At 71.6% G+C, this 24237-nt stretch carries 23 protein-coding genes; 10 read left to right on the forward strand and 13 right to left on the reverse strand.

What is annotated here, in order from left to right:
- Window positions 1–78 precede the first annotated feature (78 nt).
- The 3 genes from FVE25_RS01115 to FVE25_RS01125 all read right to left on the reverse strand — a co-directional run bounded on the left by FVE25_RS01115 (window position 79) and on the right by FVE25_RS01125 (window position 4213).
- Window positions 79–960 (reverse strand): carbohydrate ABC transporter permease, encoded by an 882-nt coding sequence (locus tag FVE25_RS01115; RefSeq protein ID WP_219825254.1) that lies wholly within the window; start codon window positions 958–960, stop codon window positions 79–81.
- Window positions 957–2273 (reverse strand): ABC transporter substrate-binding protein, encoded by a 1317-nt coding sequence (locus tag FVE25_RS01120; RefSeq protein WP_219825255.1) that lies wholly within the window; start codon window positions 2271–2273, stop codon window positions 957–959. The genes FVE25_RS01115 and FVE25_RS01120 overlap by 4 nt, the downstream gene beginning before the upstream one ends.
- 173 nt (window positions 2274–2446) lie before the next feature.
- The gene (locus FVE25_RS01125; RefSeq protein ID WP_157244467.1) at window positions 2447–4213 is read right to left on the reverse strand and encodes an AMP-dependent synthetase/ligase; all 1767 of its coding nucleotides are present in this window, start codon (window positions 4211–4213) and stop codon (window positions 2447–2449) included.
- A gap of 126 nt (window positions 4214–4339) precedes the next feature.
- Between FVE25_RS01125 and FVE25_RS01130 the strand changes: the two genes are divergently transcribed.
- Genes FVE25_RS01130 through FVE25_RS01155 form a run of 6 tightly spaced genes read left to right on the forward strand, consistent with a single transcriptional unit; the run spans window position 4340 to window position 8780 of the window.
- The gene (locus tag FVE25_RS01130) at window positions 4340–5107 is read left to right on the forward strand and encodes a metallophosphoesterase family protein (RefSeq protein WP_157244468.1); all 768 of its coding nucleotides are present in this window, start codon (window positions 4340–4342) and stop codon (window positions 5105–5107) included.
- A gap of 21 nt (window positions 5108–5128) precedes the next feature.
- Complete coding sequence (locus FVE25_RS01135; protein WP_157244469.1) at window positions 5129–5566, forward strand: SRPBCC family protein; 438 nt, start codon at window positions 5129–5131, stop codon at window positions 5564–5566.
- Window positions 5567–6724: an ArsA family ATPase gene (locus FVE25_RS01140; RefSeq protein WP_157244470.1), complete on the forward strand. Its 1158-nt coding sequence runs from the start codon at window positions 5567–5569 to the stop codon at window positions 6722–6724.
- Window positions 6717–7142, forward strand: a complete 426-nt coding sequence (locus FVE25_RS01145; protein WP_157244471.1) for a hypothetical protein — start codon at window positions 6717–6719, stop codon at window positions 7140–7142. The genes FVE25_RS01140 and FVE25_RS01145 overlap by 8 nt, the downstream gene beginning before the upstream one ends.
- 2 nt (window positions 7143–7144) lie before the next feature.
- Window positions 7145–8077: an ROK family glucokinase gene (locus FVE25_RS01150; RefSeq protein ID WP_157245435.1), complete on the forward strand. Its 933-nt coding sequence runs from the start codon at window positions 7145–7147 to the stop codon at window positions 8075–8077.
- Window positions 8078–8087: 10 nt separating this feature from the next.
- Window positions 8088–8780, forward strand: a complete 693-nt coding sequence (locus FVE25_RS01155) for an endonuclease/exonuclease/phosphatase family protein (protein WP_246266501.1) — start codon at window positions 8088–8090, stop codon at window positions 8778–8780.
- Here FVE25_RS01155 and FVE25_RS01160 read toward each other — a convergent pair.
- Entirely contained in the window at window positions 8767–9780 is a 1014-nt protein-coding gene (locus tag FVE25_RS01160; RefSeq protein ID WP_157244473.1) for an ABC transporter permease, read from the reverse strand. The genes FVE25_RS01155 and FVE25_RS01160 overlap by 14 nt on opposite strands.
- A complete protein-coding gene (locus FVE25_RS01165; RefSeq protein WP_157244474.1) occupies window positions 9780–10196 on the reverse strand; it encodes a DUF1579 family protein in 417 nt (138 codons plus the stop codon). The genes FVE25_RS01160 and FVE25_RS01165 overlap by 1 nt, the downstream gene beginning before the upstream one ends.
- A gap of 96 nt (window positions 10197–10292) precedes the next feature.
- On the opposite strand from FVE25_RS01165, the gene FVE25_RS01170 reads away from it, so the two are divergent.
- Together FVE25_RS01170 and FVE25_RS01175 are read left to right on the forward strand one after the other, a co-directional pair.
- Complete coding sequence (locus tag FVE25_RS01170; protein WP_157244475.1) at window positions 10293–11267, forward strand: ArsR/SmtB family transcription factor; 975 nt, start codon at window positions 10293–10295, stop codon at window positions 11265–11267.
- A 47-nt stretch (window positions 11268–11314) separates the two neighbouring features.
- On the forward strand, window positions 11315–12436 hold the full coding sequence (locus FVE25_RS01175; RefSeq protein WP_246266503.1) for a hypothetical protein: 1122 nt from the start codon (window positions 11315–11317) through the stop codon (window positions 12434–12436).
- 3 nt (window positions 12437–12439) lie between these two features.
- On the opposite strand, the gene FVE25_RS01180 is transcribed toward FVE25_RS01175, so the two are convergent.
- Together FVE25_RS01180 and FVE25_RS01185 are read right to left on the reverse strand one after the other, a co-directional pair.
- Window positions 12440–12901: a hypothetical protein gene (locus tag FVE25_RS01180; RefSeq protein ID WP_157244476.1), complete on the reverse strand. Its 462-nt coding sequence runs from the start codon at window positions 12899–12901 to the stop codon at window positions 12440–12442.
- 25 nt (window positions 12902–12926) lie between these two features.
- Window positions 12927–13685 (reverse strand): alpha/beta hydrolase, encoded by a 759-nt coding sequence (locus FVE25_RS01185; RefSeq protein WP_157244477.1) that lies wholly within the window; start codon window positions 13683–13685, stop codon window positions 12927–12929.
- 158 nt (window positions 13686–13843) lie between these two features.
- Between FVE25_RS01185 and FVE25_RS01190 the strand changes: the two genes are divergently transcribed.
- The gene (locus FVE25_RS01190; RefSeq protein ID WP_157244478.1) at window positions 13844–14542 is read left to right on the forward strand and encodes a lysophospholipid acyltransferase family protein; all 699 of its coding nucleotides are present in this window, start codon (window positions 13844–13846) and stop codon (window positions 14540–14542) included.
- Here the strand turns inward: FVE25_RS01190 and FVE25_RS01195 are convergent.
- The 5 genes from FVE25_RS01195 to FVE25_RS01215 all read right to left on the reverse strand — a co-directional run bounded on the left by FVE25_RS01195 (window position 14539) and on the right by FVE25_RS01215 (window position 21231).
- A complete protein-coding gene (locus FVE25_RS01195; RefSeq protein WP_157244479.1) occupies window positions 14539–14994 on the reverse strand; it encodes a MarR family winged helix-turn-helix transcriptional regulator in 456 nt (151 codons plus the stop codon). The two genes, FVE25_RS01190 and FVE25_RS01195, sit on opposite strands and share 4 nt — an antisense overlap.
- 28 nt (window positions 14995–15022) lie before the next feature.
- Window positions 15023–15886: a homocysteine S-methyltransferase gene (gene mmuM, locus FVE25_RS01200; RefSeq protein WP_157244480.1), complete on the reverse strand. Its 864-nt coding sequence runs from the start codon at window positions 15884–15886 to the stop codon at window positions 15023–15025.
- An 18-nt stretch (window positions 15887–15904) separates the two neighbouring features.
- On the reverse strand, window positions 15905–18142 hold the full coding sequence (locus tag FVE25_RS01205) for an arylsulfatase (protein ID WP_157244481.1): 2238 nt from the start codon (window positions 18140–18142) through the stop codon (window positions 15905–15907).
- A 111-nt stretch (window positions 18143–18253) separates the two neighbouring features.
- Window positions 18254–20578 (reverse strand): VIT domain-containing protein, encoded by a 2325-nt coding sequence (locus FVE25_RS01210; RefSeq protein WP_157244482.1) that lies wholly within the window; start codon window positions 20576–20578, stop codon window positions 18254–18256.
- On the reverse strand, window positions 20575–21231 hold the full coding sequence (locus tag FVE25_RS01215; protein WP_157244483.1) for a helix-turn-helix domain-containing protein: 657 nt from the start codon (window positions 21229–21231) through the stop codon (window positions 20575–20577). Before FVE25_RS01215 ends, FVE25_RS01210 begins: the two co-directional genes overlap by 4 nt.
- A gap of 103 nt (window positions 21232–21334) precedes the next feature.
- On the opposite strand from FVE25_RS01215, the gene FVE25_RS01220 reads away from it, so the two are divergent.
- Complete coding sequence (locus tag FVE25_RS01220; RefSeq protein WP_157244484.1) at window positions 21335–21802, forward strand: Dps family protein; 468 nt, start codon at window positions 21335–21337, stop codon at window positions 21800–21802.
- A gap of 6 nt (window positions 21803–21808) precedes the next feature.
- Here the strand turns inward: FVE25_RS01220 and FVE25_RS01225 are convergent, their stop codons facing one another.
- Window positions 21809–24205, reverse strand: coding sequence for a KAP family P-loop NTPase fold protein (locus FVE25_RS01225; RefSeq protein ID WP_157244485.1), 2397 nt, complete (start codon window positions 24203–24205; stop codon window positions 21809–21811).
- Window positions 24206–24237: the final 32 nt, after the last annotated feature.

A 24237-nucleotide genomic window follows, 5' to 3' on the forward strand; every position in this document is an offset into this window, starting at 1 on the left:
CAGGTGCAGCTCCCACAGGCGCACCTCCCTGCTCTGCGTGGCGCGTCACAGGCGCACCTCCCTGCTCTGCGTGGCGCGTCACAATTGCACCTCCCTGCTCTGCAGGAAGCGCAGCGCCACGACGGAGGCCACGGCGATGATCAGCAGCATGGCGACGGCCATGGCCGAGGCGTAACCCTGGTGGTTCTCGACGAAGCCCTCCTGCATGATCGTGAAGGCCACGGTGGCGGTGGTGCCGGTGCCGGGGCCGCCGTTGGTGATGACCTTGACCTGGTCGAAGATCTTGAACGTGGTGATGAGCAGCACCACGGTGTTGACGGTCAGGGCGGGGGCGAGCAGGGGCCAGGTGATGCGGCGGAAACGGGTCCAGGGGCCGGCGCCGTCGATGGCGGCGGCCTCGGTCAGCTCGTGCGGCACGCCCTGCAGCCCGGCCAGGTAGACCACGACGCAGAAGCCGAGCATCTGCCAGGAGACGATGCCGCCGAGGGAGAACAGCGCGTAGTCGGGGTCGGACAGCCAGCCGGGCGGGTCGGCCACGCCGAGCAGGCGCAGCGCCTGGTTGAGCGGCCCCTCGTCGTCGAGGACCCGCGTCCAGATCACGCTGACGACGACGGAGCTGAGGATCATCGGGGTGAAGTACACGCTGCGCATGGCGTTGTAGAACCAGCCGCGCCGATCCAGGAGTACGGCGATGCCGAGCCCGAGCAGGTTCGGCACCACCAGCACCATCACAGTCAGGATCGTGGTGACGCGCAGCGAGGTCAGGAACGCCTGGTCGCGCAGGAGCAGTTCGTAGTTGCGCAGCCCGACCCACGTCCAGCCGGGCCGCAGCAGGCTGTAGTCGGTCATGCTGTAGCCCACGCTGAGCAGGATCGGCACGAGCACGAAGCAGACGTAGATCAGCACTCCGGGCGCGCCGAAGCTCAGGAAGTGCCAGAGCCTGCCGTATACACCCCTCAAGAGGACTTGTCCCACTCGTCGTCGAGGTAGCGCAGCACCTCGTCCACGGTCTTCTTGCCGCTGACGAGGTCCTGGGCCGAGGCCCACCACTTCTCCTTCATCCCGGGCGGCATGGCGTCGTCGCCGGCCTCCCAGCCGAAGGAGGGCACGGTGGCGCCGGCGGTCTTGGCCTGCGACCACGCCTTGTAGGACTCGGTGAAGAGCGCGCCCATCGCCGGCGGGGAATAGCCCTTGATCGCGGGGAAGAGGGCGTCGGCCTTGACCGAGGCGTCCAGGTTGGACGTGTCGAGCTGGAAGGCCAGGGCGAACTTCTTGGCCGCGTCCAGATCTTTGGCGGTGGCGCTGACGGTCAGGCCGCCGCCGGTGAAGGCGGCCAGCTTGGTGGCGTCGGCGTCGCCGGGCCAGTTGAAGCGGCCGATCTTGATCTTGTTCGACGGGTTGTCGCCGCCGCTGGGCGAGGCGAACCAGCTGCCCATCGGGTACATGGCGCCCTTGCCCTCCAGGAAGGCGGTCTGGGTGGCGCCGTAGTCGCGTGAGAGGTCCCTCTTGTCGATGTAGCCCTTGGCGGCCAGGTCGGCGAACTTCTGGGTGGCGGCCTTGAAGCCGGGATCGGTGAACTTGACCTTGCCCTCGCGCCGCTGACGCATCCAATCGGGGTTCTTGCCGTACACGTCGGTGGTCAGGACGCCGGTCCAGGCGAGGGTGGAGGCGAAGGCGTCGGGGCCGCCGCCGATGACGAACGGGGTGACGCCCTTGGCCTTCAGCTTGGCCGCCGCGTCGAGCAGTTCGGCGTAGGTCTTCGGCGCGGCGCTGATGCCGGCCTTCTTGAACAGGTCCTCGTTGTAGTAGACGTTCGAGTGCGTCTGCGTGTTGGTCGGGAGCTGGACGACCTTGCCGCCGATCGCGCCGCAGGTCGTGCACTCGAAGTCCTTGAGGTCCTCCGGCGTCCAGGCGTAGAGGCTGGGCGCGAATCCGAGGATGTCCTGGAGGCCGACGTGCACGTCGGGGAACTGGCCGGAGGCGATGAGCTGCTTGGCGAACTCGTCGCGGCTGCCCGCGGCGGGCGCCACGACCTTCTTGACGGTGATGCCGGGGACGGCGTCGGTCGCCCGCTTGATCTGCGCGTCCCAGTAGGCCGCGTTGAGGTTCGGTGACTCGAACAGAAGGAACGAGACGGTCTTCGCCGAGCCGCCGGCCGGAGCCGAGCCGCCGGATGGAGCCGGCCCGCCTGATGAAGGGGCCGCCGCCTCGTTCACCGAGCACGCGGTGAGCGCGAGCAGGGCCGCTAAGCCAGCCGCGAGGGTCCTGTTCACCCTTGCCGCCTTCCTCGCCGGGCATGCCGCCCGGCGGGTTGACTTGCGGCCCATTCATCGGAGCACTGCCAGTCAGGGCCGCCGAATGATACGACCTCTAGTAGCTGTGATCCGGCTCATGTTGTCAATAACGGCCCTGCAACCGTTCTCAAACAGAAAAGTGATCGGAGGGGTCAGCTGGTGTACAGCTCCTCGATCGTGTCCGCGAAGTCCCGCATGACGAGGTTGCGCTTGATCTTCAGCGTCGGCGTCAGGTGGCCGCTCTCCTCGGTGATGTCGAGGTCGAGCACGGTGAACTTCTTGATCTGCTCGGCCCGGGAGACCGTGCGGTTGGCGGTGTCGACCGCCGCCTGCACCTCGGCCAGGACACGCGGGTCACGGCTGAGCTCGGCCGTCGTCGCAGCGGCGGCGCCGTTCTCCTTCTTCCAGTGCTCCAGCGCCTCGGGGTCGAGCGTGACGAGCGCGGCGACGAACGGCCGGTTGTCGCCCACGACCATGGCCTGGGAGATGAGCGGATTGGCGCGCAGGGAGTCCTCCAGCGGGCCGGGCGCGACGTTCTTGCCCGCCGCGGTGACCAGGATCTCCTTCTTGCGGCCGGTGATGCGCAGATAGCCGTCGCCGTCCAGTTCGCCCACGTCGCCCGTGTGGTACCAGCCCTCGGCGTCGATCGCGCCGGCCGTGGCCGTGTCGTTGTTCCAGTACCCCTGGAACACGTGGCGGCCCTTGACCAGGATCTCGCCGTCCTCGCCGATGCGGACCGAGACTCCGGGCAGGGGCCTGCCGACCGTGCCGATCTTGTTGCCGCCCGGCAGGTTGACCGTGGAAGGGGCCGACGTCTCGGTCAGGCCGTACCCCTCGAGGACCTCGATGCCGACGCCGCGGAAGAAGTGCCCGAGGCGCTCGCCCAGCGCCGAGCCGCCGCAGATCGCGGTGGCCAGCCGCCCGCCGGTGGCCGCGCGCAGCTTGGCGTAGACCAGCCGGTCGAACAGCGCGTGCTTGAGCCGCAGGCCGAGCCCGGCCGTACCGTCGGCCTTGCTGTAGGCGACCGCGACGTCCACCGCGCGGGCGAAGATCTTGCCCTTGCCGCCCTGGATGGCCTTCTGCTCGGCGCCGTTGTAGACCTTCTCGAAGACCCGCGGCACGCCCAGCAGCAGCGTCGGCTTGGCCGAGACCAGGTCAGGCGCGACGTTCTTCATGTTCGGCGTGTGGGACAGGACCGTTCCCGTCTCGATCGCCACCACCTGGATGAGCCGGGCGAAGACGTGCGCCAGCGGCAGGAACAGCAGCACGCCGGGCTCCTCGGTCTGGAAGACCGTCTCCAGTGGCCCCTCGGCCACGTTGCGCGCGGTGAACAGCAGGTTGTCGTGCGTCAGGCGGCAGCCCTTGGGCCGCCCGGTGGTGCCCGAGGTGTAGATGATCGTGGCCAGGTCGTCGCGGCCCATGGCCGCGCGCCGCCGCTCGATCTCCTCATCGGGTACGGCGGAGCCGTCCAGCGGCTCGTCCATGCGCCAGATCTGCTTCAGCTCCGGCGCCGCCTCGCGGACGGTCTCCACGTGGTTGTCCAGCTCGGCGAAGACCGCCTTGGCCCCGCTGTCGGACAGGATCCAGCGCACCTGCTCGACCGCGGAGGTCTCGTAGACGGGCACCGAGACCGCGCCGGCCGCCCAGAGGGCGTAGTCCACGAGGGTCCACTCGTAGCGGGTGCGGGAGATGATCGCCACCCGGTCGCCGGGTTCGACGCCCGCCGCCACCAGGCCCTTGGCCAGCGCCAGCACCTGGTCGCGGAACTCGGCCGCGGTCACGGCGGGCCAGGAGTCCCCGCCCGAGGTACGCCGCAGGACCACCGCGCCAGGTTCCTGCTCACCGCGCCGGAACACGGTGTCGGTCAGGGTGGCCGAAGCCGGCACATCCACCAGGACAGGGACGCTGTACTCGCGCACGGATCAACTCCTCTTCGGGGACCGCCGAGACGTTACCGCGTTAAGTTACGCGTCGGTAGCTTCGTCACACAGGCGTTATGAAGGGCAAACCTCATGCTAGCCGCCACCGCTCATAGGATTTCCCGCATGCGGGTCCATGTCGTCAGCGATGTCCACGGAAGCGTCGAGGCCCTGGCCCGCTCGGCCGACGGCGCCGACGCCCTCGTCTGCCTCGGCGACCTCATTCTCTACATCGACTACGACGACCACGCCCAGGGGATCTTCGCCGACCTGTTCGGCGCGGAGAAGGCGGCCGAGTTCATCGCGCTGCGCACCGCCAAGCGCTTCGACGAGGCCAGGGCCATGTCCGCGGCGCTGTGGCAGGGGCTCGGCGGCGACCCGCGCGAGCACGTCGAGGCCAACGTCCGCAAGCAGTACACCGCCCTGTTCGGGGCCATGCCCGAGCCTGCCTACCTCACCTACGGCAACGTGGACGTGCCGCGCCTCTGGGCCGACTACCTCAAACCCGGGCACCTGGTGCTGGACGGGCAGGAGGCGGAGATCGGGGGACGCCGCTTCGGGTTCGTCGGCGGCGGGCTCAGGACGCCGTACCGCACGCCGTACGAGATCGAGGACGAGGAGTACGCGGCCAAGGTGGAGGCGCTCGGCGAGGTGGACGTGCTGTGCACGCACATCCCGCCGGCCGTGCCGCATCTGCTCTATGACACCGTGGCCAGGCGGTTCGAGCGGGGCAGCGAGGCCACGCTCGACTACATCCGGCGCGTGCAGCCGCGTTACGCGCTGTTCGGGCACGTGCACCAGCCGTTGTACCAGCGCACCAGGATCGGGCGGACGGAGTGTGTGAACGTCGGCCATTTCCGGGGAAAGGGACGTCCGTACGTCCTGGAGTGGTGAGGGGACCGATACTGTGGTCGCATGGCTGATCGCACCACTTCGAGCATCACCATCGCCGCCCCCCGCGATGCCGTCCTGGCGGTCATCGCCGACCTGCCCGCCTACCCCGAGTGGGCCGGCGCGGTGAAGAGCGCCGAGGTCCTCAGCACCGACGCCGAGGGGCACCCCGCCCGGGTGCGCTTCGTGCTCGACGCCGGCGTGATCAGCGACACCTACACCCTCGCCTACGCCTGGAACGGCGACTCCGCCGTGAGCTGGCAGGTCGCCGAGCAGGGCAAGATGATCTCCGAGCTGACCGGGAGTTACCTGCTGGCCGACGCGGGCAGTGGCACCGAGGTGACCTACGAACTCGTCGTCGACCTCAAGGTCCCCATGATCGGCATGATCAAGCGCAAGGCCGAGAAGGTCATCGTGGACACCGCGCTCAAGGGCCTGAAGAAAAGGGTCGAGGGCCGGTAAGTGGAGCCACGCGTCCTGCTGTTCACCGGCAAGGGGGGCGTCGGCAAGACCACCGTCGCCGCCGCCACGGCCACGCTCGCCGCCCGGCGCGGCCTCAAGACCCTGGTGATCTCCACCGACACCGCGCACTCCCTGGCCGACGCCCTGGCCACCGAGCCCGGCGAGATCGCCCCCGGCCTGCACCTGCACCAGGTCGACACGCAGAAGTCCCTGGAGGAGCACTGGGGCGAGCTGCAGGACTACGCCCGCGGCCTGCTCGGCGAGCTCGGCCTCGACCAGATCACCGCCGAGGAGATCACCGTCCTGCCCGGCGCGGAGGAGGTCATCGCCCTGCTGGAGCTGCGCGAGCACGCCCGCTCCGGCAGCTGGGACGTCATCGTCGTCGACTGCGCGCCCACCGCCGAGACCCTCCGCCTGCTGGCCCTGCCCGAGGCGCTCGACTGGCACGTCAGCCGCCTGCTGCCGGCCGGCCGGCGCTTCCTGAAGGTGATCTCGCCGTTCGTGCGCGGCGTCGCGCACGTCAGCACCCCCGGCGACGACGTCGTGGGGGCCGCCGAGCGCATGCACCGCGGCCTGATGGAGATCCGCGAGCTGCTCACCGGCCCCGGCGCGTCCGTGCGCCTCGTGCTCACGCCCGAGGCCGTGGTGCTGGCCGAGGCCAGGCGCACGCTCACCTCGCTCAACCTGTACGGCTACCGCGTGGACGCCGTCGTGGCCAACCGGGTCTTCCCCGGGGCGGACGCCGACGCCTGGCGGGCCCAGTGGGTCAAGGCGCAGGAGCGGCTGCTGGCCGAGGCCGAGGAGTCGTTCGCGCCGCTGCCCGTGCACGTCGTGCCCTACCTGCCCGCCGAACCCGTCGGCGCCGGCGCCCTGGCCGCCCTCGCCGAGCAGCTGTACGGCGAAGCCGACCCGTTCGCCCCGCCGGCTGTCGAGCCCCCGCTGACGCTGACCGCCGGCGAGCTCCGCCTGGCGCTGCCCGGCGCCACCAAGGGCGAGGTCGATCTGGCCCGCAAACGGGACGAACTCATCGTGACGGCCGGGCCGTACCGGAGGATCATCGCGCTGCCCGCCGCGCTCGCCCGCAGGAAGATCGCAGGCGCGACGCTCGAGGACGGCTTCCTGAAGGTACGGTTCGTCTCAGGAGGGCCAGATGACTGAGAGCGGCAACGACAGAGACCCGATCGGGACCGTCGCGGACGAGGCGCGCAAGCTGTTCGGCGCGCTGCAGAACCGTGCGGCCAAGCAGGTCGGCAAGACCGTCATCAACTCCTTCGCCAGCACCGTCACCGGCGGTGGGAGCAAGGAGAAGGACGTGTGGGGCGAGGCGGTGTCCGAGCCCCACGACGAGTACATCTGCCGCGCCTGCCCGGTCTGCCGGGCGATCGCGGCGCAGCGCGAGTCCGGTAACGAGGTTGCCGGGCATCTGGTGGCCGCGGGCGGCGAGTTGTTCGCCGCGGTCCGCGGCGCGCTGGACGTGCTGAGCCGGCCCGCCCCCCGGGGGCCGCGCGACAGGACTCGCGACCGCACGCGTGACGAGCGCGGCCGCGACGACGTGGAACACATCGACCTGGGGTGAACATGCTGACAATCGGGGTGGACATCGGCGGCACGAAGGTCGCCGCCGGCGTGGTCGACGAGGACGGCGAGATCGTCGAGCACGCGCTGCGCCCGACGCCTGCCGACCAGCCGGACCTCGTGGCCGAGACCGTGGCCGGCGTGGTCGGGGAGCTCGCCGAGGGCCGGGAGATCGAGGCCGTCGGCGTCGGCGCGGCCGGGTTCGTCGACGAGACGCGCTCGATCGTGCGCTTCGCCCCGAACCTCGCCTGGCGCGAGGAGCCCCTGCAGAAGAAGATCACCGGGCTGATCGGCCTGCCGGTGGTCGTGGAGAACGACGCCAACGCCATGGCCTGGGGCGAGACCCGCTTCGGCGCCGGGCGCGGGCAGACGCACGTCGTGTGCATCACGGTCGGCACCGGCATCGGCGGCGGCCTCGTCTTCGACGGCAAGCTGTATCGCGGCCGGTGGGGGATGGGCGCCGAGCTGGGCCACATCCAGGTCGTGCCCGAGGGCCGCCTGTGCGGGTGCGGCAACCTCGGCTGCTGGGAGCAGTACGCCAGCGGCAACGCCCTGGTCGCCGACGCCCGGGAGATCGCCCGCCAGCAGCCGGAGCGGGCGCGGATCCTGTCGGAGCTGGCCGGGGACAAGATCGAGGGCGAGGAGATCACCGAGGCCGCGCGCAAGGGCGACGACGCCTCGCTGGCCGCCTTCGCCTCGCTGGCCGACTGGCTCGGCCAGGGCATGGCCGATCTGGCCGCCATCCTCGACCCGAGCTGCTTCATCATCGGCGGCGGCGTCTCGCGTGCCGCCGACCTGTTCTTCGATCGGGCCAAGGAGACGTTCGCCCGCCAGCTCACCGGCCGCGGGCACCGCCCCCTGGCCGACATCCGGCTGGCCGAGCTCGGCGCTTCCGCCGGGGTCGTCGGCGCGGCGGATCTGGCACGGCAGCGTTAGATTGCCGGGTGTGAGGGTCGGCACCTACAACGTGCGCGGGCTGAAGGACAGCGTGCCAGCGCTCGTGCGCGTGATCACCGCGATGCGCGCCGACGTGCTGTGCGTGCAGGAGGCGCCGCGGCTGCTGTACTGGCGGGCGCGGCGCCGGTCGCTGGCCGAGGCGGCGGGCCTGCGGGTGGCCGCCGGAGGCCGGCTGGGCGGGGTGTCCGTCTTCGTCGCGCCGCGCGTGCGGGTGCTGCACGCCGAGCACCACGTGCTGAAGATCTTCCTGGGCCTGGAGATCCGCGGGGTGGCCATCGCGGTCGTGGAGTGTGACGGGACCCGGCTCGCGGTCGCCTCCCTCCACCTCGACCTCGACGCCGGGGCCCGCGCCCGCCACGCCGCCGAGGCGATGACCCTGCTGGAGCGGGCCGCCGCCCGCTTCGGCGCCGTCCCCGTGATCGCCGGGGACATCAACGAGCAGAGCGACGCGCCCGCCTGGCGCTATCTGGCCGGGCGGCTGCACGACGCCTACGGCCACGCGCCCGTGGGCGACGGCATGACCTTCACCGCCCGCGAGCCGCGCAAGCGCATCGACGCCCTCTTCACCGGCCCCGGGCTGGCCGTGCTCGGCTGCGGCGGCGTCGCGGCCGCCCGGGAGGATCTCGTCGCCGCCACCGACCACCTGCCCGTCGTGGCGGAGCTGGCCGCTACCGGATCCTGACCCGCGGATCCACCACCGCGTACAGCACGTCCACCACCAGGTTGGCCACGACCAGGAAGACCGCGCCCACGAGGGTCACGCCCATCACCTTGGGCAGGTCCTGGTTGACGATCGCGTCCACCGCGTACTTGCCGATGCCCGGCAGGGAGAACGTGGACTCGGTGATGACCGCCCCGCCCAGCAGCAGGGCCACGTCCATGCCGAAGATGGTGACGATCGGGGTGAGGGCGGCGCGCAGGCCGTGCCGTACCACCACCTTGCGCTCGGGAAGGCCCTTGGCGCGGGCGGTGCGCACGAAGTCCTCGCCCATCGTCTCCAGCATGCCCGCGCGGGTGTGCCGGGCGTAGGCGGCCGCGGTGATGAAGGCCAGCGTCACCCACGGCAGGATCAGGTTGTAGGCCCATTCGAGGGGATTCTCGGTGATCGGCGTGTAGGAGCCGCCCGGCGCGGTGATGCCCAGGCCGTAGCTGAACACCACCAGGCACAGCAGCCCGCTGAAGAACGTCGGCAGCGACACCCCGGCCAGCGCGACCCCCATCGCCAGGCGGTCGAAGACCGTGCCGCGGCGCAGCGCCGACAGCGCCCCGATCGCGATGCCGCCGAGCAGCCAGAGCACCGAGGCGCCCCCCGCCACCGAGACCGTCACCGGCAGCCGGTCCAGCAGCTCCGGCCAGACGGGCTGCTGGGTGATGAAGGAGTAGCCCAGGCAGGGCGCCGGGCAGTGCTCCACCCCCGGGCCGTAGTCATAGTCCGCGCCGGCGACCACGCCCTTCACGAAGCGCCAGAACTGCTCGTGCAGCGGGTCGTAGAAGCCGAGCTTCTCGGCGGCCAGCCGGGCCGTCTGCGCGTCCGCCGTGCGCCCGAGGTAGCGGCTGGCCATGCCCTCGGGCGTGGCGCCGGCCAGCTTCGGCACCAGGAAGAAGATCGCGAACGTGGCCAGCGCCACCAGCAGCAGCATGACCACCGAGCCGGCCGCGCGGCGCACCAGGAAGGCGCCCATCAGATCCTGCTGTAGTCCATCACCCAGTTGGTCACCCAGCCGTCGCCCCCGCGCACGGCCTGTGACCACCGGACCGAGGCCGCGGTGACGTCCTCCCACAGGAAGCGCAGCCCAGGTCCGTGAAAGGTGCCCACGCCGCCGTCGAAGCGGCCGGTGACCGTGTCGAAGTCCGGCGGGACCCGCGTGTCCAGCCAGGCGTGGTGCCACAGCTCGCTCGCCGGGTCGTAGGCGATGACCGCCAGCCCCTTCACATGCTGGCCGCCGGGGAAGACGCCCTCCAGATGCTCCAGCACCACGCGTCCGTCGAGCCGGGTCTCGGCGGTGACGGAGGTGGTGAACGTCTCCCAGCGGCCGTCCGCGCCGAGCTTGCGGTTGTGCACGGTCCAGGAGCCGATGAGGAAGTCGAAATCGTCCATGGCCGAAGCGTGCTGCCCGCCCGCGCGGGCGGGCCACCATTAGGCCGTGGCCGAATCCGTCCGGCGCAGAGTACGGCAAAGCGGTACGATCCCGGCGTGATCGGCATCCAGCTCGGTTTCGGGGACGTCTCCAGGATTCGCTTCGCCCGCTCGCCCCTGCAAGAGGTGATCAGCAGCGCGCACCTGCTGAAGGATCCCGACCCCGAGCGGCGCCGTACGCACCGGCCCTGGCTGCGGGTGGCCGGGCCGGTCGCCAACGGGCTCGGGCTGGAGCTGCTGCCCGCGCTGGTCGGCGGCAGGCACTACGCGGCCGACTTCCTCACCCCGCCGCCCGAGCGGCTGGACGTCTCCTTCGCCGACGAGGTCGAACGGGTCCGCGCCACCGGCGACGACGACGTGCGCGCCGCGGTGACCGAGATGTGCGACGGCACGCCGCCCGGCCCCCGCCTGGCGGCCCTGATGGACGACCCGGCCAAGCACCTGGGCGAGCTGGCCGCCGAGCTCACCGCCTACTGGCACGCGGTCGTGGAACCCGTCTGGCCCCGGCTGCGCGCCCTGCTCGACGCCGACCTCGGCCACCGGGCCCGGGCGCTGACCGGAGGCGGGATCGCCGAGCTGATGCGCGACCTGCACCCGAAGATCACCTATACGGAGGAGTGGCTGCGCGTCGAGGCGGCGGGCTGGGACTGCCGGCACATGCTGCGCGGCACCGGCGTGCTGCTCGTGCCGTGCGCCTTCGCCTGGCCGAAGCTGGTGATCCTCACCAACGAGCCCTACCAGCCGATGCTCACGTACGGCCCGCGCGGGATCGCCACCCTCTGGCAGTCCGCCCCCGACGACACGGCCGCGCTGGGCGAACTGCTCGGCCACAGCCGCGCCGGCCTCCTGGCCAGGCTCGATCTGCCCATGACCACCTCCCAGCTCGCCGCCGGGATGGGACTCACGCCGGCGACCGTCAGCGAACATCTTTCCGTGCTGCGCCGGACACGCCTGGTGACCTCCCGCAGGTCCGGGCGGGCGGTGCTCTATGAGCGCACCGCCCTGGCCGCCGAACTGCTGGGAGCGTCATGACGGGGGTACCCGGACGAGGGCGCCCGGCATGCCCGTACCATTTGCTCATGACCCGTCGCTCTCGGCGGTGTGCGCTCTCCCTCACCGTGGCTGTGTTGCTGGCGTCCGCGCCGGTGATCCCCGGTGCCGGAGCGGCCTACGCCGACCCTCGTCCCGCCACGATCGAGGCGTGGCAGCAGTCGTCGAGCGCGCGGCTGGTCGCCGACGGATCGCTCTCCGACGTGCTGGCCCTGTCCGCGGGCAACGTCTGGGCGGTCGGGCAGCAGGAGATCTGGGACGTCTGGAAGAACCGCGGCACCATCCGCCACTGGAACGGCAGCGCCTGGAGCGAGGTGGGCCTCCGCGACTCCACCGGCGCGGGGAACCTGCGCAGCGTGGCCGCGGCGGGCCCGGGTGAGGTCTGGGCGCTGGGCGACGGGCACGACGGCCTGCCGTACCTCGCCAAGGGCGACACGGCCGGGTTCGACCGCGTGCAGGTGGCGGGGCTGTGGGCCGGAGACTGGCTCGGCGGGATCGACGCGCGCGGCGGGAAGGTCGTCGCGGTCGGCAGCCGCGACGACAACGGGCTGATCGTCACCGGGCAGGGCGGCTCCTGGACGGCCCAGAAGATCAAGGAGAAGGGCGCGCTCTACGGCGTCTCCGCCGGCTTCGCCGTGGGGGACACGGGCGAGGCGCCGCTGATCATGCGGCAGTCCGCGGGCGGGACCTGGAAGGCGATGACGGTGCCGCAGATCCCCGGCGGGTATCTGCGCGACATCCAGGTGGACAACCCCAAGCGGGCGCTGGCCGTCGGCGGGATCTTCCACGGGCCGGACGACGTGGAGCCGCTGGTGCTCTCCTGGAACGGCAAGAAATGGACCCGCGACAAACTGCCGCTGCTCGACGCCCGCCTCTACGGGGTGACCGGCGACGGCAAGGGGCGCAACTGGATCGCCGGCTACGACGCGGCGCGGCCGGCCGAGGGCTTCCTCATGAGCCGGAGCAAGGACGGCTACCAGGTCATCAGGGGCGGCGGCGCGCTCAAGGGACGCGACGCCGTACGCCTGCAGGCGGTGGCCTACCTGCCGGGCAAGGGCTCCGTGTGGGCGGTCGGGCACGTCGTGGACGCGGCCGACCGCTACACCGACGTGGTCGAGTCGTTCGGGCCGGCCACGCCCACGCAGTCCTGAGGGCTACAGCACGGCGCCGTCGTCCCAGCCGGAGTCGTTGGGCGGGCCGTCGCCCATGCGCACCACCAGGGCGACGAAGCCGCCGATGAAGGCGGCCACCGCGGTGAACAACGCCCAGCCCTCCATGTGCCACTCGGCCATCGCGGCCAGCAGCAGGTAGGCGGGACCGCCGAACAACGCCACCCAGGCGAGCTTGGTCGGCAGGTCGAGCCTGGGCAGCGGGGGAGGGGGCGGCGGCACGTAGTGGCCCTCGTCCTCCTCCTCGCGCACGGCGTCCGGCTCGGACTCGGTCTCGAGGTCGCCGGGCTCGTGGAACTCCGGCGGCCGCACCACCCGGCGGGTCGGCTCCTCCGGCACGTTCTCGCTGTCCGGCCACGGCTGTTCGGCCGAGTCGCGCTCGGCTGTCTCGTTGAAGGACGCGACGATCTGACGCCAGACCTCGTCCTCGTCACTCTGGGGCGTCACCTACGCGCCTTCCCCCTGGGTGCGTTCAGTCCCTCTGCAAGGGTACCGAGGCATGTGTCCGGATGAAGTCGAGGCTCCCGGCAAAGATCCTGTCGGCATCATTATCCAGCGTCGCAACATGGTAGCTATTGGAGAGTTCCTCGATCGTGGCGTGTTTGACGATTTTTCGTAGTATCGCGACGGAAGTCGGCTTGACCACGTGGTCTTCCGTGCTGTGGTACACCAGCAGCGGCTGCGTGACTTTGGCCAGGTCGGCCTGCACCAGCGACCACAGCTCCGGCAGCGAGGCCGCCGCCCTGACCGGGGTCCGCGCGTAGGCCACCTCGGTGACCCCCGGCTTCTTCACGTCGTTGCCCACCCCCGGCACCGAGGGCAGGAACCACTTGAGCACCGGCGCCAGCCGCAGCAGCGGCGCGTCGAGCGCGATCGACGGATTGACCACCACCACCCCCCTCACCGCCGGCCCGTGAACCTCCGCCAGCCGCAGCGCCAGGCAGCCGCCCAGCGACAACCCGGCCACGAACACCTCGGAACACCGCCCGCTCAGATCCTGGAACGCCTTCTCCACCTCGGCGTACCAGTCCTCCCAGCGGGTCCGGTTCATCTCCTGCCACGTCGTGCCGTGACCCGGCTGACGCGGCAGCGACACGCTCACCCCTTGCCCGGCCAGGAACTCACCCCACGGACGCAGCGACTGCGGCGTGCCGGTGAACCCATGGCACAGCAACACGCCGACCGGACCGGCCTCGTGGTGGTATGGCTCCGCGCCAGGCATGAGCGGCATGACAGCTCCCACAACATCGGCGTCTCGGGAATTCATCCCGGAATTGCCCGATCGTCGCATGGTTGAGGGCAGTTGTGCGAGAGGATGTGTAGGAGCATCGCCCCTGGGATGCGAAGATGACTCTGCTCACAGAACCAGCATCGTGAAGGGGTGGCCGCGTGTTCTATTGGGTGGTCAAGGCCATCTTGTCGCCAATCCTCCACCTGGTGTTCCGCCCCTGGGCAGACGGCGTCGAGAACGTGCCCCGGCACGGCCCCGCCATCCTGGCCGGCAACCACCTGTCCTTCGCCGACCACTTCTTCGGCCCGCTCCAGCTCCGCCGCAAGGTCATCTCGCTCGGCAAGTCCGACTACTTCACCGGCCGCGGCCTCAAGGGCTTCTTCACCCGGATGTTCTTCAGCGGCGTCGGCACCGTCCCCATCGACCGCTCCGGCGGCAAGGCCAGCGAGGCCGCCCTGCGCACCGGCAAACGCATCCTGGCCGAGGGCAACGTCCTCGGCATCTACCCCGAAGGCACCCGCTCACCCGACGGCCGCCTGTACAAGGGCAAGACCGGCGTGGCCCGCCTCGCCCTGGAGTCGCGCACCCCGGTCATCCCGTGGGCCATGGTCAACACCTTCGAGATGATGCCGCCCGGGCGCGTCTTCCCCAAGCTCGGCATCCGGCCCGGCGTGAAGTTCGGCAAGCCGCTCGACTTCTCCCGCTACTACGGCATGGAGGAGGACCGGCTGGTCCTGCGGGCGGTGACCGACGAGATCATGTACGCGCTCATGGAGCTGTCCGGCCAGGAGTACGTCGACAAGTACGCCGCCAGCGCCAAGGTCGAGATGGAGCGCGCCGCCCGCGCGAAGTCCTAGATCCGCAACACCTTCTGCGCCTTGAGCAGCGCCTGGGTCATCGTCCGCATCTCGTCATGGGTGAGATGGTCGATGAGGAACTCCCGCACCACGTCCACGTGACCCGGCGCGGTGCGCTCCAGGCAGGCCAGGCCCGCCTCCGTCAGCACCGCCAGCACCCCGCGATCGTCCGACGGGCAGGTGGCCCGCGACACCAGCCCCAGCTTCTCCAACTGGGTGATCTGGTACGTCAGCGCGCTCTTGGTGACCACCACCTCGCGGGCCAGCCGCGTCATCCGCAGCTGCCGACCGGGCGCGTCGGACAGCCGTACCAGGATCTCGTACTGCGGATGCGTCAAGCCCGCCTCGGCCTTCAGTTGCTCCTCGATGCGGCGTTCGAGCAGGTGCGAGGTGAACAGGAAGGCCCGCCAGGCGGCCGCCTCCGTCTCGTCGAGCCACCGTGTGTCCGTCACCGCACTATTTCATCACCTCTGAGCGCCGCTAGCCGACGCTCGCCCGCACGTGCCTGATGTGTTCCGGGGTCGTACGGCAGCAGCCGCCGATGAGCGAGGCGCCCAGTTCCCGCCACTCCTTGGCGGCCTGGCCGTACTCGACCGGGTCCGACAGCCCGACCCAGCGGCGGTTCTCCGCGTCCCAGAGCTCACCCGAGTTCGGGTAGACGACCACGGGCAGCTCGGTCAGCCGGGAGATCAGGCCCGCGACGTGCGTGGGAGCGGTGCAGTTCACGCCGACCGCCACCACCCTCGGGTCGCCGGAGAACAACGCCGCCGCCTCGGTGATCGGCGTGCCGTCGTTCAGGTGGGCCTCGTCCCGGCAGGAGAAGCTGATCCACGCCTTGACCTGCGGTGTCTCCTGCAGCAGACGGGCGATCGCACGGGCCTCGGGGTAGGACGGGATGGTCTCGACGGCCAGCATGTCCGGCTCGGCGGCCACCAGGGTCTCCCAGCGCGGGCGGTGCCAGGCCAGCAGGCCGTCCTCGTCAAGGTCGTAGTCGCCGGTGTACTCCGCCCCGTTGGCCAGATAGGCGCCGTACGGCCCGACCGAGGCGGCGACCAGCCCGCCCCCGGCCGCGTCGCGCGCCTGCTCGGCCAGCTCCACCGACAACGTGATCAGCCGCGTCGCCTCCGCCGCGTCCAGCCCGTGCCGGGCGAAACCGGGCAGGGAAGCCTGGTAGCTCGCCGTGGTCGCGACGTCCGCGCCGGCCGCGAAGTAGTCGGCGTGCACGCGGCGGATCAGGGCGGGGTTCTCCAGCAGCAGCCGGGCCGACCACAGCTCATCGCTCAGGTCGGCGCCGAGCGCTTCGAGGTGGGTGGCCAGGCCACCGTCCAGGACGAGGGTTTTCACCTCAACAGCCTATTCGCCCTATTCAAAGCGCAGACCGATCTCCCGGACCAGATCCACAAAGTTGGCCCCCGCGTCAGGGGCGTAGCCGCCCGGGGTGTAACACACCTCACGGAGCTCGCCGGTGAACGGGAACGGGCCGTGCCGCTGGAAGATCTCCCATGAGACGGGCGAGCGCCGGTCGGCGCCGACGTCGATGCCCTCCATCGGGCAGAAGGCCGCCGGCATCGGCAACCCCTCCAGACGGCCGCGGGTGTCGCCGTCCACCCGCACCTCCACGTCCCAGACCCAGTCGCCCGGCGCCCGCACCTCCACCTCGATCCGCGCACCGGGCGCGCCCGCCCGCAGCTCGCTCATGACGCCGTAGCCGTTCTGGGCGAAGACCACCTCGTCCTCGACGTAGAGGAGGTAGCCGCCGCCCTGGCCGCCGTGGGCCACCAGCACACCCTGCCCGGGAGCGCCGATCGTGGCCGTGATCGTGAAGGAGCGCCACTGGATGAGCTGCAGCGCGCGCCACCGCTCCAGCGTGGGTACCGGTGGGCGCAGCCGTACCGGAGCGGGGTTCTGCTGCCAGGGCGGGCGGATCAGGTAGCGCAGGCGGGAGCCCTCGTCGAGCGGATAGACCTGACCGTCGCGGGCGGCGCGCTCCCAGGCCGCGGCCAGCTCGCGCACCCTGGCCGGATGCTCCCCGGCCAGGTCGCGCACCTGGGTGCGGTCGTCCGGGCGGTGGTAGAGCTCCCATTCGTGCTCGCCGAACGGGGTCAGCGGGGCGTGCCGGGTCACGATCTCCCAGTCGCCCCGGACGTAGGCGCGGTGTCCCTGCAACTCGGTGTGCTGCTCCTGGTGCTCGGGTACGGCGTGCGGGTCGTCCAGCAGCTTGACCAGGGACGCGCCGGAGCGCGGCAGCCCCTCGGCGGCCTTCACGCCGGTCAGCTCGATCAGCGTGGGCAGGAGGTCGGTGACGTAGGCCCACTGGTGGCGGAGCTCGCCTCGTTGCGGCAGGCCGTCCGGCCAGGAGACGAGCAGCGGTACGGCGTGGCCGCCCGCGTGGGCGTTGCGCTTGTAGAGGCGGAACGGGGTGTTGGAGGCCATCGCCCAGCCGCGTGGGTAGTGGGAGAGCGTGCGGGGGCCGCCGATGAGGTCGATCCTGGCCAGGTCGGCGGCCGGGTCCTCGCGGTCGTGGCGGCTGTTGGCGGACAGCAGGGTGCGCAGGTACTGGGTGGTGCCGTGCTCCTCGCCCTCGCGGGAGGCGCCGTTGTCGGAGGTGAAGACGAAGAGGGTGTTGTCGAGCTTGCCCAGGTCACGCAGGGTGTCGCGGAGGGCGCCGACGCTGCGGTCGATGCCGGTGATCATGGCGGCGTAGACCTCCATGTAGCGCTGGAAGAGGCGCTGGGTGTCCTCGTCCAGGTCATCCCAGGCGGGGACGTCGTCGCCGGGTTCGGTGTTGCGCGCGGGCAGGACGGTGCCCTCGGGGTGAAGGCCCAGGGCTTGCTGGCGGGCGAACCTGGTGGCTCGGATGACATCCCAGCCGTGCTGGTACGCACCCTCGTGTACGGAAATATCGGCATCTGGGGCCTGGAGCGGGGCGTGGGCGGCGCCGTGGGCCAGGTAGAGGAGGAACGGCTGGTCGCCCGCCTGCCTGATCATCGCCACGGCTTCGCGGGTCAGGTCGTCGGTGAGGAAGTAGCCGTCCGGATACCTGTCGACCTCGACGGCCGAGTTGTCGCGGATCAGGCGGTGGGGGTGATGGAAGTTCGTGAACGCCTCCAGGAAGCCGTAGAAGCGGTCGAAGCCCCGCTGGAGAGGCCAGGCGTGGCGCGGGCCGGCGTCCGACATGTCGGAGTCCTTGGTCAGGTGCCACTTGCCCACGGCCAGGGTCAGCCAGCCCGCGTCGCGGAAGATCTCGGCCATGGTGACGGCGTCACGGGAGATCTCACCCGCGTAGCCGGGAAAACCCGGATCGGAGTTGGCGACGTGCCCGACCCCGGCCAGGTGCGCGTCAACCCCGGTGAGAAGGGCCGCGCGGGTGGGGGAGCACATGGGGGTGACGTGGAAATCGGTCCACTGGGTACCGTGGGCGGCGAGCTCGTCCAGGTGCGGGGTGGGGATCTCCGAGCCGTAGCAGCCGAGGTCGCCGAACCCCACGTCGTCAACCAGGACCAGCACGATGTTGGGCGCGTTGCCCCCAGGCGTGCGCCGGGCCGGCCACCAGGACCGGGAGCCGGCAAACGTACGGCCGATATGGCCCTGGAACTCCATGTTTCGGGTTATAACCCGAAAGATCACCCCAGCCAACCCCGGCAGGCAAGGTCTGATGCGGGCCAGGGCGTCCGCCCGCCCCTCCGGCGAAGGGGCGGGCGGACGAGGGGGTCAGGTGCGTTTCCAGAAGGCGCCCCTGGCGCCGCCGTCGCCTGTGCCTCCGGTAGACGTCAGGGAGGTGAGGACCTCGATCGCGCGGGCCCAGAGGGCGGCGAGGTCGGTGCCCGGCTGGTCGGCCGCCTCCAGTTCGCGGGCCAGTGCCGCCAGTTCCGGATGCCCGCCCAGGAACGCGGCCAGCACGGCCAGGCGGGAGCCGAGGTCAGCCAGGTAGAGCGGGTCGGGGACGCCTCTGGTGGCCTTCAGGCGCTCCAGCTCGGCGACGAGCTGCGGCCGGATCGCGTCCATCGAGTGCCGGGCGGGCGCCACGGGCGCGGCCTTCGGGGCCCTGGCGAAGGTGCGGCGGCGGCGCATCGCCTGGCCGCCCTCGAGCTGGGGAGGGGTGAAGGCGCGGGGGCCCGAGCCGCCGAATCCGCCGGCCGGTCGTGCCATGAAGTCGGGGCTCTCGTCGGCGGTCAGGGGTGAGCCGGGTGCGGGGGCGCGGAAGGCGGCGGGCTGGAGAGCCATGGTCACCGGCGCGGCCGCCTGCATCTCCCAGCCGCGGGGCATTTCGACGGGCTGGATCACCCTGTGCCCGGGGCCGCCTTCGGCGACCTGGCGGCTGTCCACGGCCACATAGGCGGTGAAACGGCACAGCACGCCGTACTCCAGCGAGGTCCGCACGATCTGCGTCTCGAGTTCGTGCTCGCCCATGGCGTACCGGTCCTCCAGTTCGCGCAGGTGAGCGCGGGCCCAGACGGCCTTGAGCGCGGGGCCGGCCGCGACGGTGGCTGGCACCCGTTCCTCCCAGGGCGCCCCGGCGGCGAGGCCGCGCACGGTGACGGCCGAGCCCTCCCGGTAGCGGCCGTAGACGCGCAACGGCACCCCGGGGAAGATCGAGCCCAGATGGGTGACGGTCCCCGGCTCGGTCTCCAGGTCCTTCAGGGACAGATCGGTGACCAGCGGGGCGCCGATGCGGCGGTGGATGTGGTCCATGGCCGCGTCCAGGCGGTCCTCGGACTCGACCAGTTCGCAGCGCCCGGCGCCCAGCCCGGCCAGGCGGCTCAGGAATCCGGCGTTGACGGCCTGGTCGATGCCGACCGTGTGCACGCGCATGGCCGACAGGGCGCCCCCGGTCTGCTCCAGGATCTGGTCCTCGTTGCCGACCTGCCCGTCCGTGACCAGGACGAGGACACGCTCGTGCGAGGAGTCGCCGAGGAGGGAGATGGCCTGGCGCAGGGGTTCGAGGATCTCGGTGCCTCCGCGGGCGTCCATGCGCGACAGGTGCTCGACGGCGCGGTAGCGGTTGCGGTCGGTGGCCTCGCGCAGGCCGTCGAAGGCCGCCTCCACGACGGAGTCGAAGGCGAGTACGGCGAAGCGGTCCCGGTCGGTGAGCGTGTCCACGATGCGGGCGGCGGCGCGGCGGGCGGCCACCATCTTCCAGCCGCCCATGCTGCCCGAGCGGTCCAGCAGGAGCACCAGGTCACGCGGGGTGCGGGCGTGCTCCAGGGGCGGCGGCACCACGGTGAGCGCGAAGGTCCCCTCGCCGTCGAGCTGCAGCGAGGTCGAGGCGTCGAAGCTCAGCCGGAGGATGAAGTCGCGGTCCAGCCGCTCACCGGGTCGCAGGCTCAGCCGCTCACCGTCGCGCTGGACCACGTGCAGGCTGGAGGCCAGCTCACGCAGGTCCAGCCCGGCGGCGTCCACGTCGACCGTGAGCGAGAGCCGTACCGGATTCGGGAAGCCGGGCAGGAGCACCGGCGGTGAGATGCGGGAGGCGTCCGGGACGGCGCGGGTGTCGGGCGCGACGCCGTCGCCTGCCTGGGGCCCGTCCAGCGGCGTCCCGGGGATGTAGCGGGGCGCGACCACGAGCGGGAAGCGGAAGATCGCCGCGCCGTCCTCGTACGGCAGCGGCTGGCTGAGCGTGAGCCGTACGGTGACGCGTTCGCCCGGCACGATGTTGCCCACGCGGATCGTGAACACGTCCGGCCGGTCCTCCTCGGCGATCGCCGCGCGCCTGCCCTCGCGCAGCGCCTGCTCGTAGTCGGCTCTGGCCTGGCCGCGCTCCTTGAGGATGCCCTCGATCACGCGGTCGTCGGCCTCCATGAGAAAGGCGGTGACGGCGGCACGGTCGGGCAGCGGGAAGACGTAGGTGGCCTCCAGCGGCACGTCGAACGGGTTCCTGAACCCCTGGGCCATCTCCACACCCGCGATGAGCCCGGAGATCGAGGCGCTGACCTCGACGCTCTCCAGCGGCAGGTTGCCGCGCTCGGTCTCCAGCGCCCCCAGTCCGGCGTCGGGCAGGGGCAGGCAGCGGGCCGGATCGAGAGAAGTGATCTTCATGTGAGCTTCCTCTCCTTTAGCACGTGAAGAAGCGGTCCGGCCGCGGCGAGGACTGCCTCGATGTCGTCGTCTGTGGGGGTACGGCCGGCGCCGTCGAGCACCAGGGCGACGCCCGGCGCCAGCCGTACCGCGGGAAGGCGGATCGCGAACGCGGGCTCATCCGGCGGCGTCTCGCGCGCCGGGGAGGCCGCGGGCCGGGTGGCCCAGAAGCGCGGGCGCGGTGTCTGGGCCGTGCCCTCCTCGCCGTCAGGCCCGTCAGGCGTGCCCTTCTCACCGGAAGGCGTGCCCTTCTCACCGGAAGGCGTCCTCTTATCGCCGGAAGGCGTGCTCTTCTCGCCGTCCGCGCCGAGCAGGGCGGCGGCCTCCAGGATGGCGTCGGTGGCGCCGGCCAGGCGGGCCTGGATCTCGGCGATCGAGTGGCCCTCGGCCTGCAGGCGTTTGATCGCCACGACCTGGAGCAGGTGCCGCCGGCCGTACTGGGCGATGCGCCCGCGTCTGGTCAGGGGCGGGTCGACGAGCCCGATGGTGGTGTACCAGCGGATGAGGCGCTCGCCGGGCACCTCCTGGATCCGGCCGTTGGCACGCTGAGGGCCGGGCCGCAGCGCGTCCGCCGCCTGCTCGGCCAGCTCGCCGATCGTCCAGGTCTCACTCATACCCTCACAATGACACTGTCATTGTTGCAGTGTCAATGCGGAAGAAGCGGGCAGTGTCCGTTGTTGTTCGAGTGGAAATCGAAAATCGAAGGAGGATCTACTCATGGCACAGATCACCGGGCCGCTCTCCGACGATGCCAAGAAGGTCGTGGGCGAGGCTCTGCAGGGCGCGCTGGTCGATCTGATCGACCTCTCGCTGGTGGCCAAGCAGGCGCACTGGAACGTCGTCGGCCCGCACTTCCGCCCCCTGCACCTGCAACTCGACGAGCTCGTGGACATCGCGCGCGAGCACGCCGACACCGTCGCCGAGCGGGCCGTCGCCCTGGGCGTCAACCCCGACGGCCGCGCCGCCAGCGTGGCCTCGGCCAGCAAGCTGACCCAGCCCGACCGCGCCTGGATCGAGGACGGCAAGGTCGTCGCCCTGTTCACCGACCTGCTCGAAGGCGTCATCGCGCGCATGCGCGAGCGCATCGCCGTCACCGACGAGCCGGACCCGGTCACCCAGGACCTGCTCATCGCCGTCGCGCAGGACGTCGAGAAGCAGCACTGGATGTTCCAGGCCCAGCGGTAACCGGCCCTAGAGCAACGTCCGCGCCAGGGCGCCGATCGGCGGCCGGGTGGCCAGGAGCTGGCGCAACGCCTCCTCCTCGGCCAGCCCGGCCTCGGCCATCGCCCGCGCCCACCCGTCGCCGTCACACGCCTGCGCCGTCTCCTCCAGCCGCTCCAGTACGGTCGCCCCCGGATGAGCCTCGCGGGCCAGCGCCCACAGCAGATGCGGCCACCTGACCGTCAGCGCCGCCACCTTCGCCACACACGCGTCCCCGTGGTGCGGCTCACCGGCCAGATGCCGCCGATAGGTGATGAACGAGTAGAACCGGAACACGTTGAGATACCGCTTCACCTCGCGCGGATTGGTGAGGTTCAGCGCGGGCAGCGCCGTCTCCAGCGCCCGGCAGGCCCGCTCGTCGCTGTAGAGCTCGTCGAAGATCCGGTCGGCGGCCCGCGCCGCCGCCTCCCACGCGTCCGCGCCCAGGCCCGCCTGCGCGCTGCGGGCCGCCTGGTCGAGGGTCTCGATCGTCGGCGACAGGTCGCGGATCGCGTTCTCCAGCCGGTCGACCAGCTCCGCGCGCGGCTCCGGCGGCGCCTCGGACCGCTCCCGCCGGGCCGGCGTCCCCACGCCCAGCACCTCCCTGACGTACTCCGGCACGCCGTCGTCCAGCGAGGGCACGCTCAGCGGAAGCTGCACGATCTTCTCCAGGAACCGCCAGCCCAGCCGCGCGGCGCACTCGTCAGGCAGCGCCCCCACCAGCTCGCGATAGGCCAGCCCCACGTGCGCCGCCACCACCTCCGGCTCCATCCCCAGCACGAAGACGCAGTTGCCGAACTCGCCCGCCACGAACAGGTTGATCGCCTCGATCACCTGCGCCACCGTGCCCGGCGAGCAGCGGTCCAGGTCGTCCACGAACACCACCAGCGGATGCTCCTCGCTGGCCACCAGGTCCAGCACCCGCCGCATGTCCCCCTGGACCAGGTGCAGCAGCCCGGCCTGGTCGCGATAGCCCTGGTCAGGCATCCCGAAGTGGGCCATCAGCGGATCCGGCTGACGCACCAGGCTGCCGAACGCCCCATCGGCGGACTCGGCCAGGAACCTGGCCATCCGCATCACCCCGGCCCCCACGGAGGCCAGGCAGCCGGCCGACGCGACGGCCGCCGCCGTACCGCCGAGGGCGGGAACCAGCGCGCTCGCCGCCGCGCAGGCGGCCGTGACCAGGGCGGTGGCCAGCAGCCCGAGCGCCACCGGGGCCAGGCGGGTCAGCGCCAGCCAGTACAGCCGGCGGCGCACCGCCTCGGTGTCGATGCGCGACAGGTTCAGCTCCAGCCAGAAGCGCTCGCGCTCGGCGGCCGGCAGCCGGCCGGTGATCTGGGTGATGATCTCGTGCGCGAGCCCGGCCCAGACCTGCTCGCCGCTCTGGTACATCCACGGGTTGAACCAGACCGTGGGCCGCCAGCCCGCGTCGGCGGGGGTGTCGGCGCACGCGTCCTCCTGCGGCCGCCCGCGCAGCCGGCCCAGCACGTCGGCGTTGGTCGGTCTCGCGGTACGGCGGCGCAGCCGCAGTTCGCCGGAGCCCGGCGGGTCCAGGAGGTGGCGGACCATGCGCATGAGCGAGGTCTTGCCCGCGCCCCACGGGCCCTTGATGCCGATGGTCAGCGGAGGAGAGGTGTCGCGGTGCCGCAGGAACGCGGCGATGGCCTCCGCGTAGACCCGGTGGCCGAGCCGGTCGTCCAGCGTCCAGCGGTCGGAGGCCAGCAGGGTGCGCGGCCGTACCGCCCGGCGCTGCGCGTCCTGCCTGCGCCGGGCGGGGTCGGCGGTGATCCGCCGGCCGGTGCCCACCGCCACGCCGCCGATGTCGCCGTGGCTGAACAGCATGGCCGTCAGCCCGGACCCCGCGTACTTCCTGGCCGCCAGCTCGTGCAGGTCGCGGACGGTGACCGGGCCGTCGGCGGCCAGCAGCGCCTCGGCCAGCACTCCGGTGAGATCGGGGGCGCCCCCGGGCCGCCGCGCGGTGGAGTCCAGGGAGGCGGTCAGCGCCGCCGCCGCGATCGGCGGGTCGCCCGGCACGTTCAGCCGCGCCTCGCCGTCCCCGTTGAGCACCCAGCCGAAGTCCACGACCAGCAGCAGGGCCGCCGCGGGCGAGTCGCCGAGCCGGGCGCCGAAGTCCACGATCAGCCGCGTGAACGCGCTCGGCGCCCACGCCGCGCCCGAGGGCCAGCGCACCAGCAGCAACTCGCCCGGCAGCGCCGCGGCCAGGAACGCGGCCAGCTCGGCCGGCTTCGCGTCGGCGGACTCCACGGTGCGCACGTCGAAGCCGGTCGCCCGCAGCGCCGCGGCCAGCCGCGGGGCCGACGGCGTCCCGTCGAGGTAGACCAGGGCCCGGCGTGCTTTGATCGCCGGTGCCACCCGAACTGCAGTCATGATGCGGAATGTGCCGAGTCTGCAGTCCCTGT

The organism is Nonomuraea typhae (genome assembly GCF_009760925.1).
GTDB classification, from domain to species: domain Bacteria; phylum Actinomycetota; class Actinomycetes; order Streptosporangiales; family Streptosporangiaceae; genus Nonomuraea; species Nonomuraea typhae.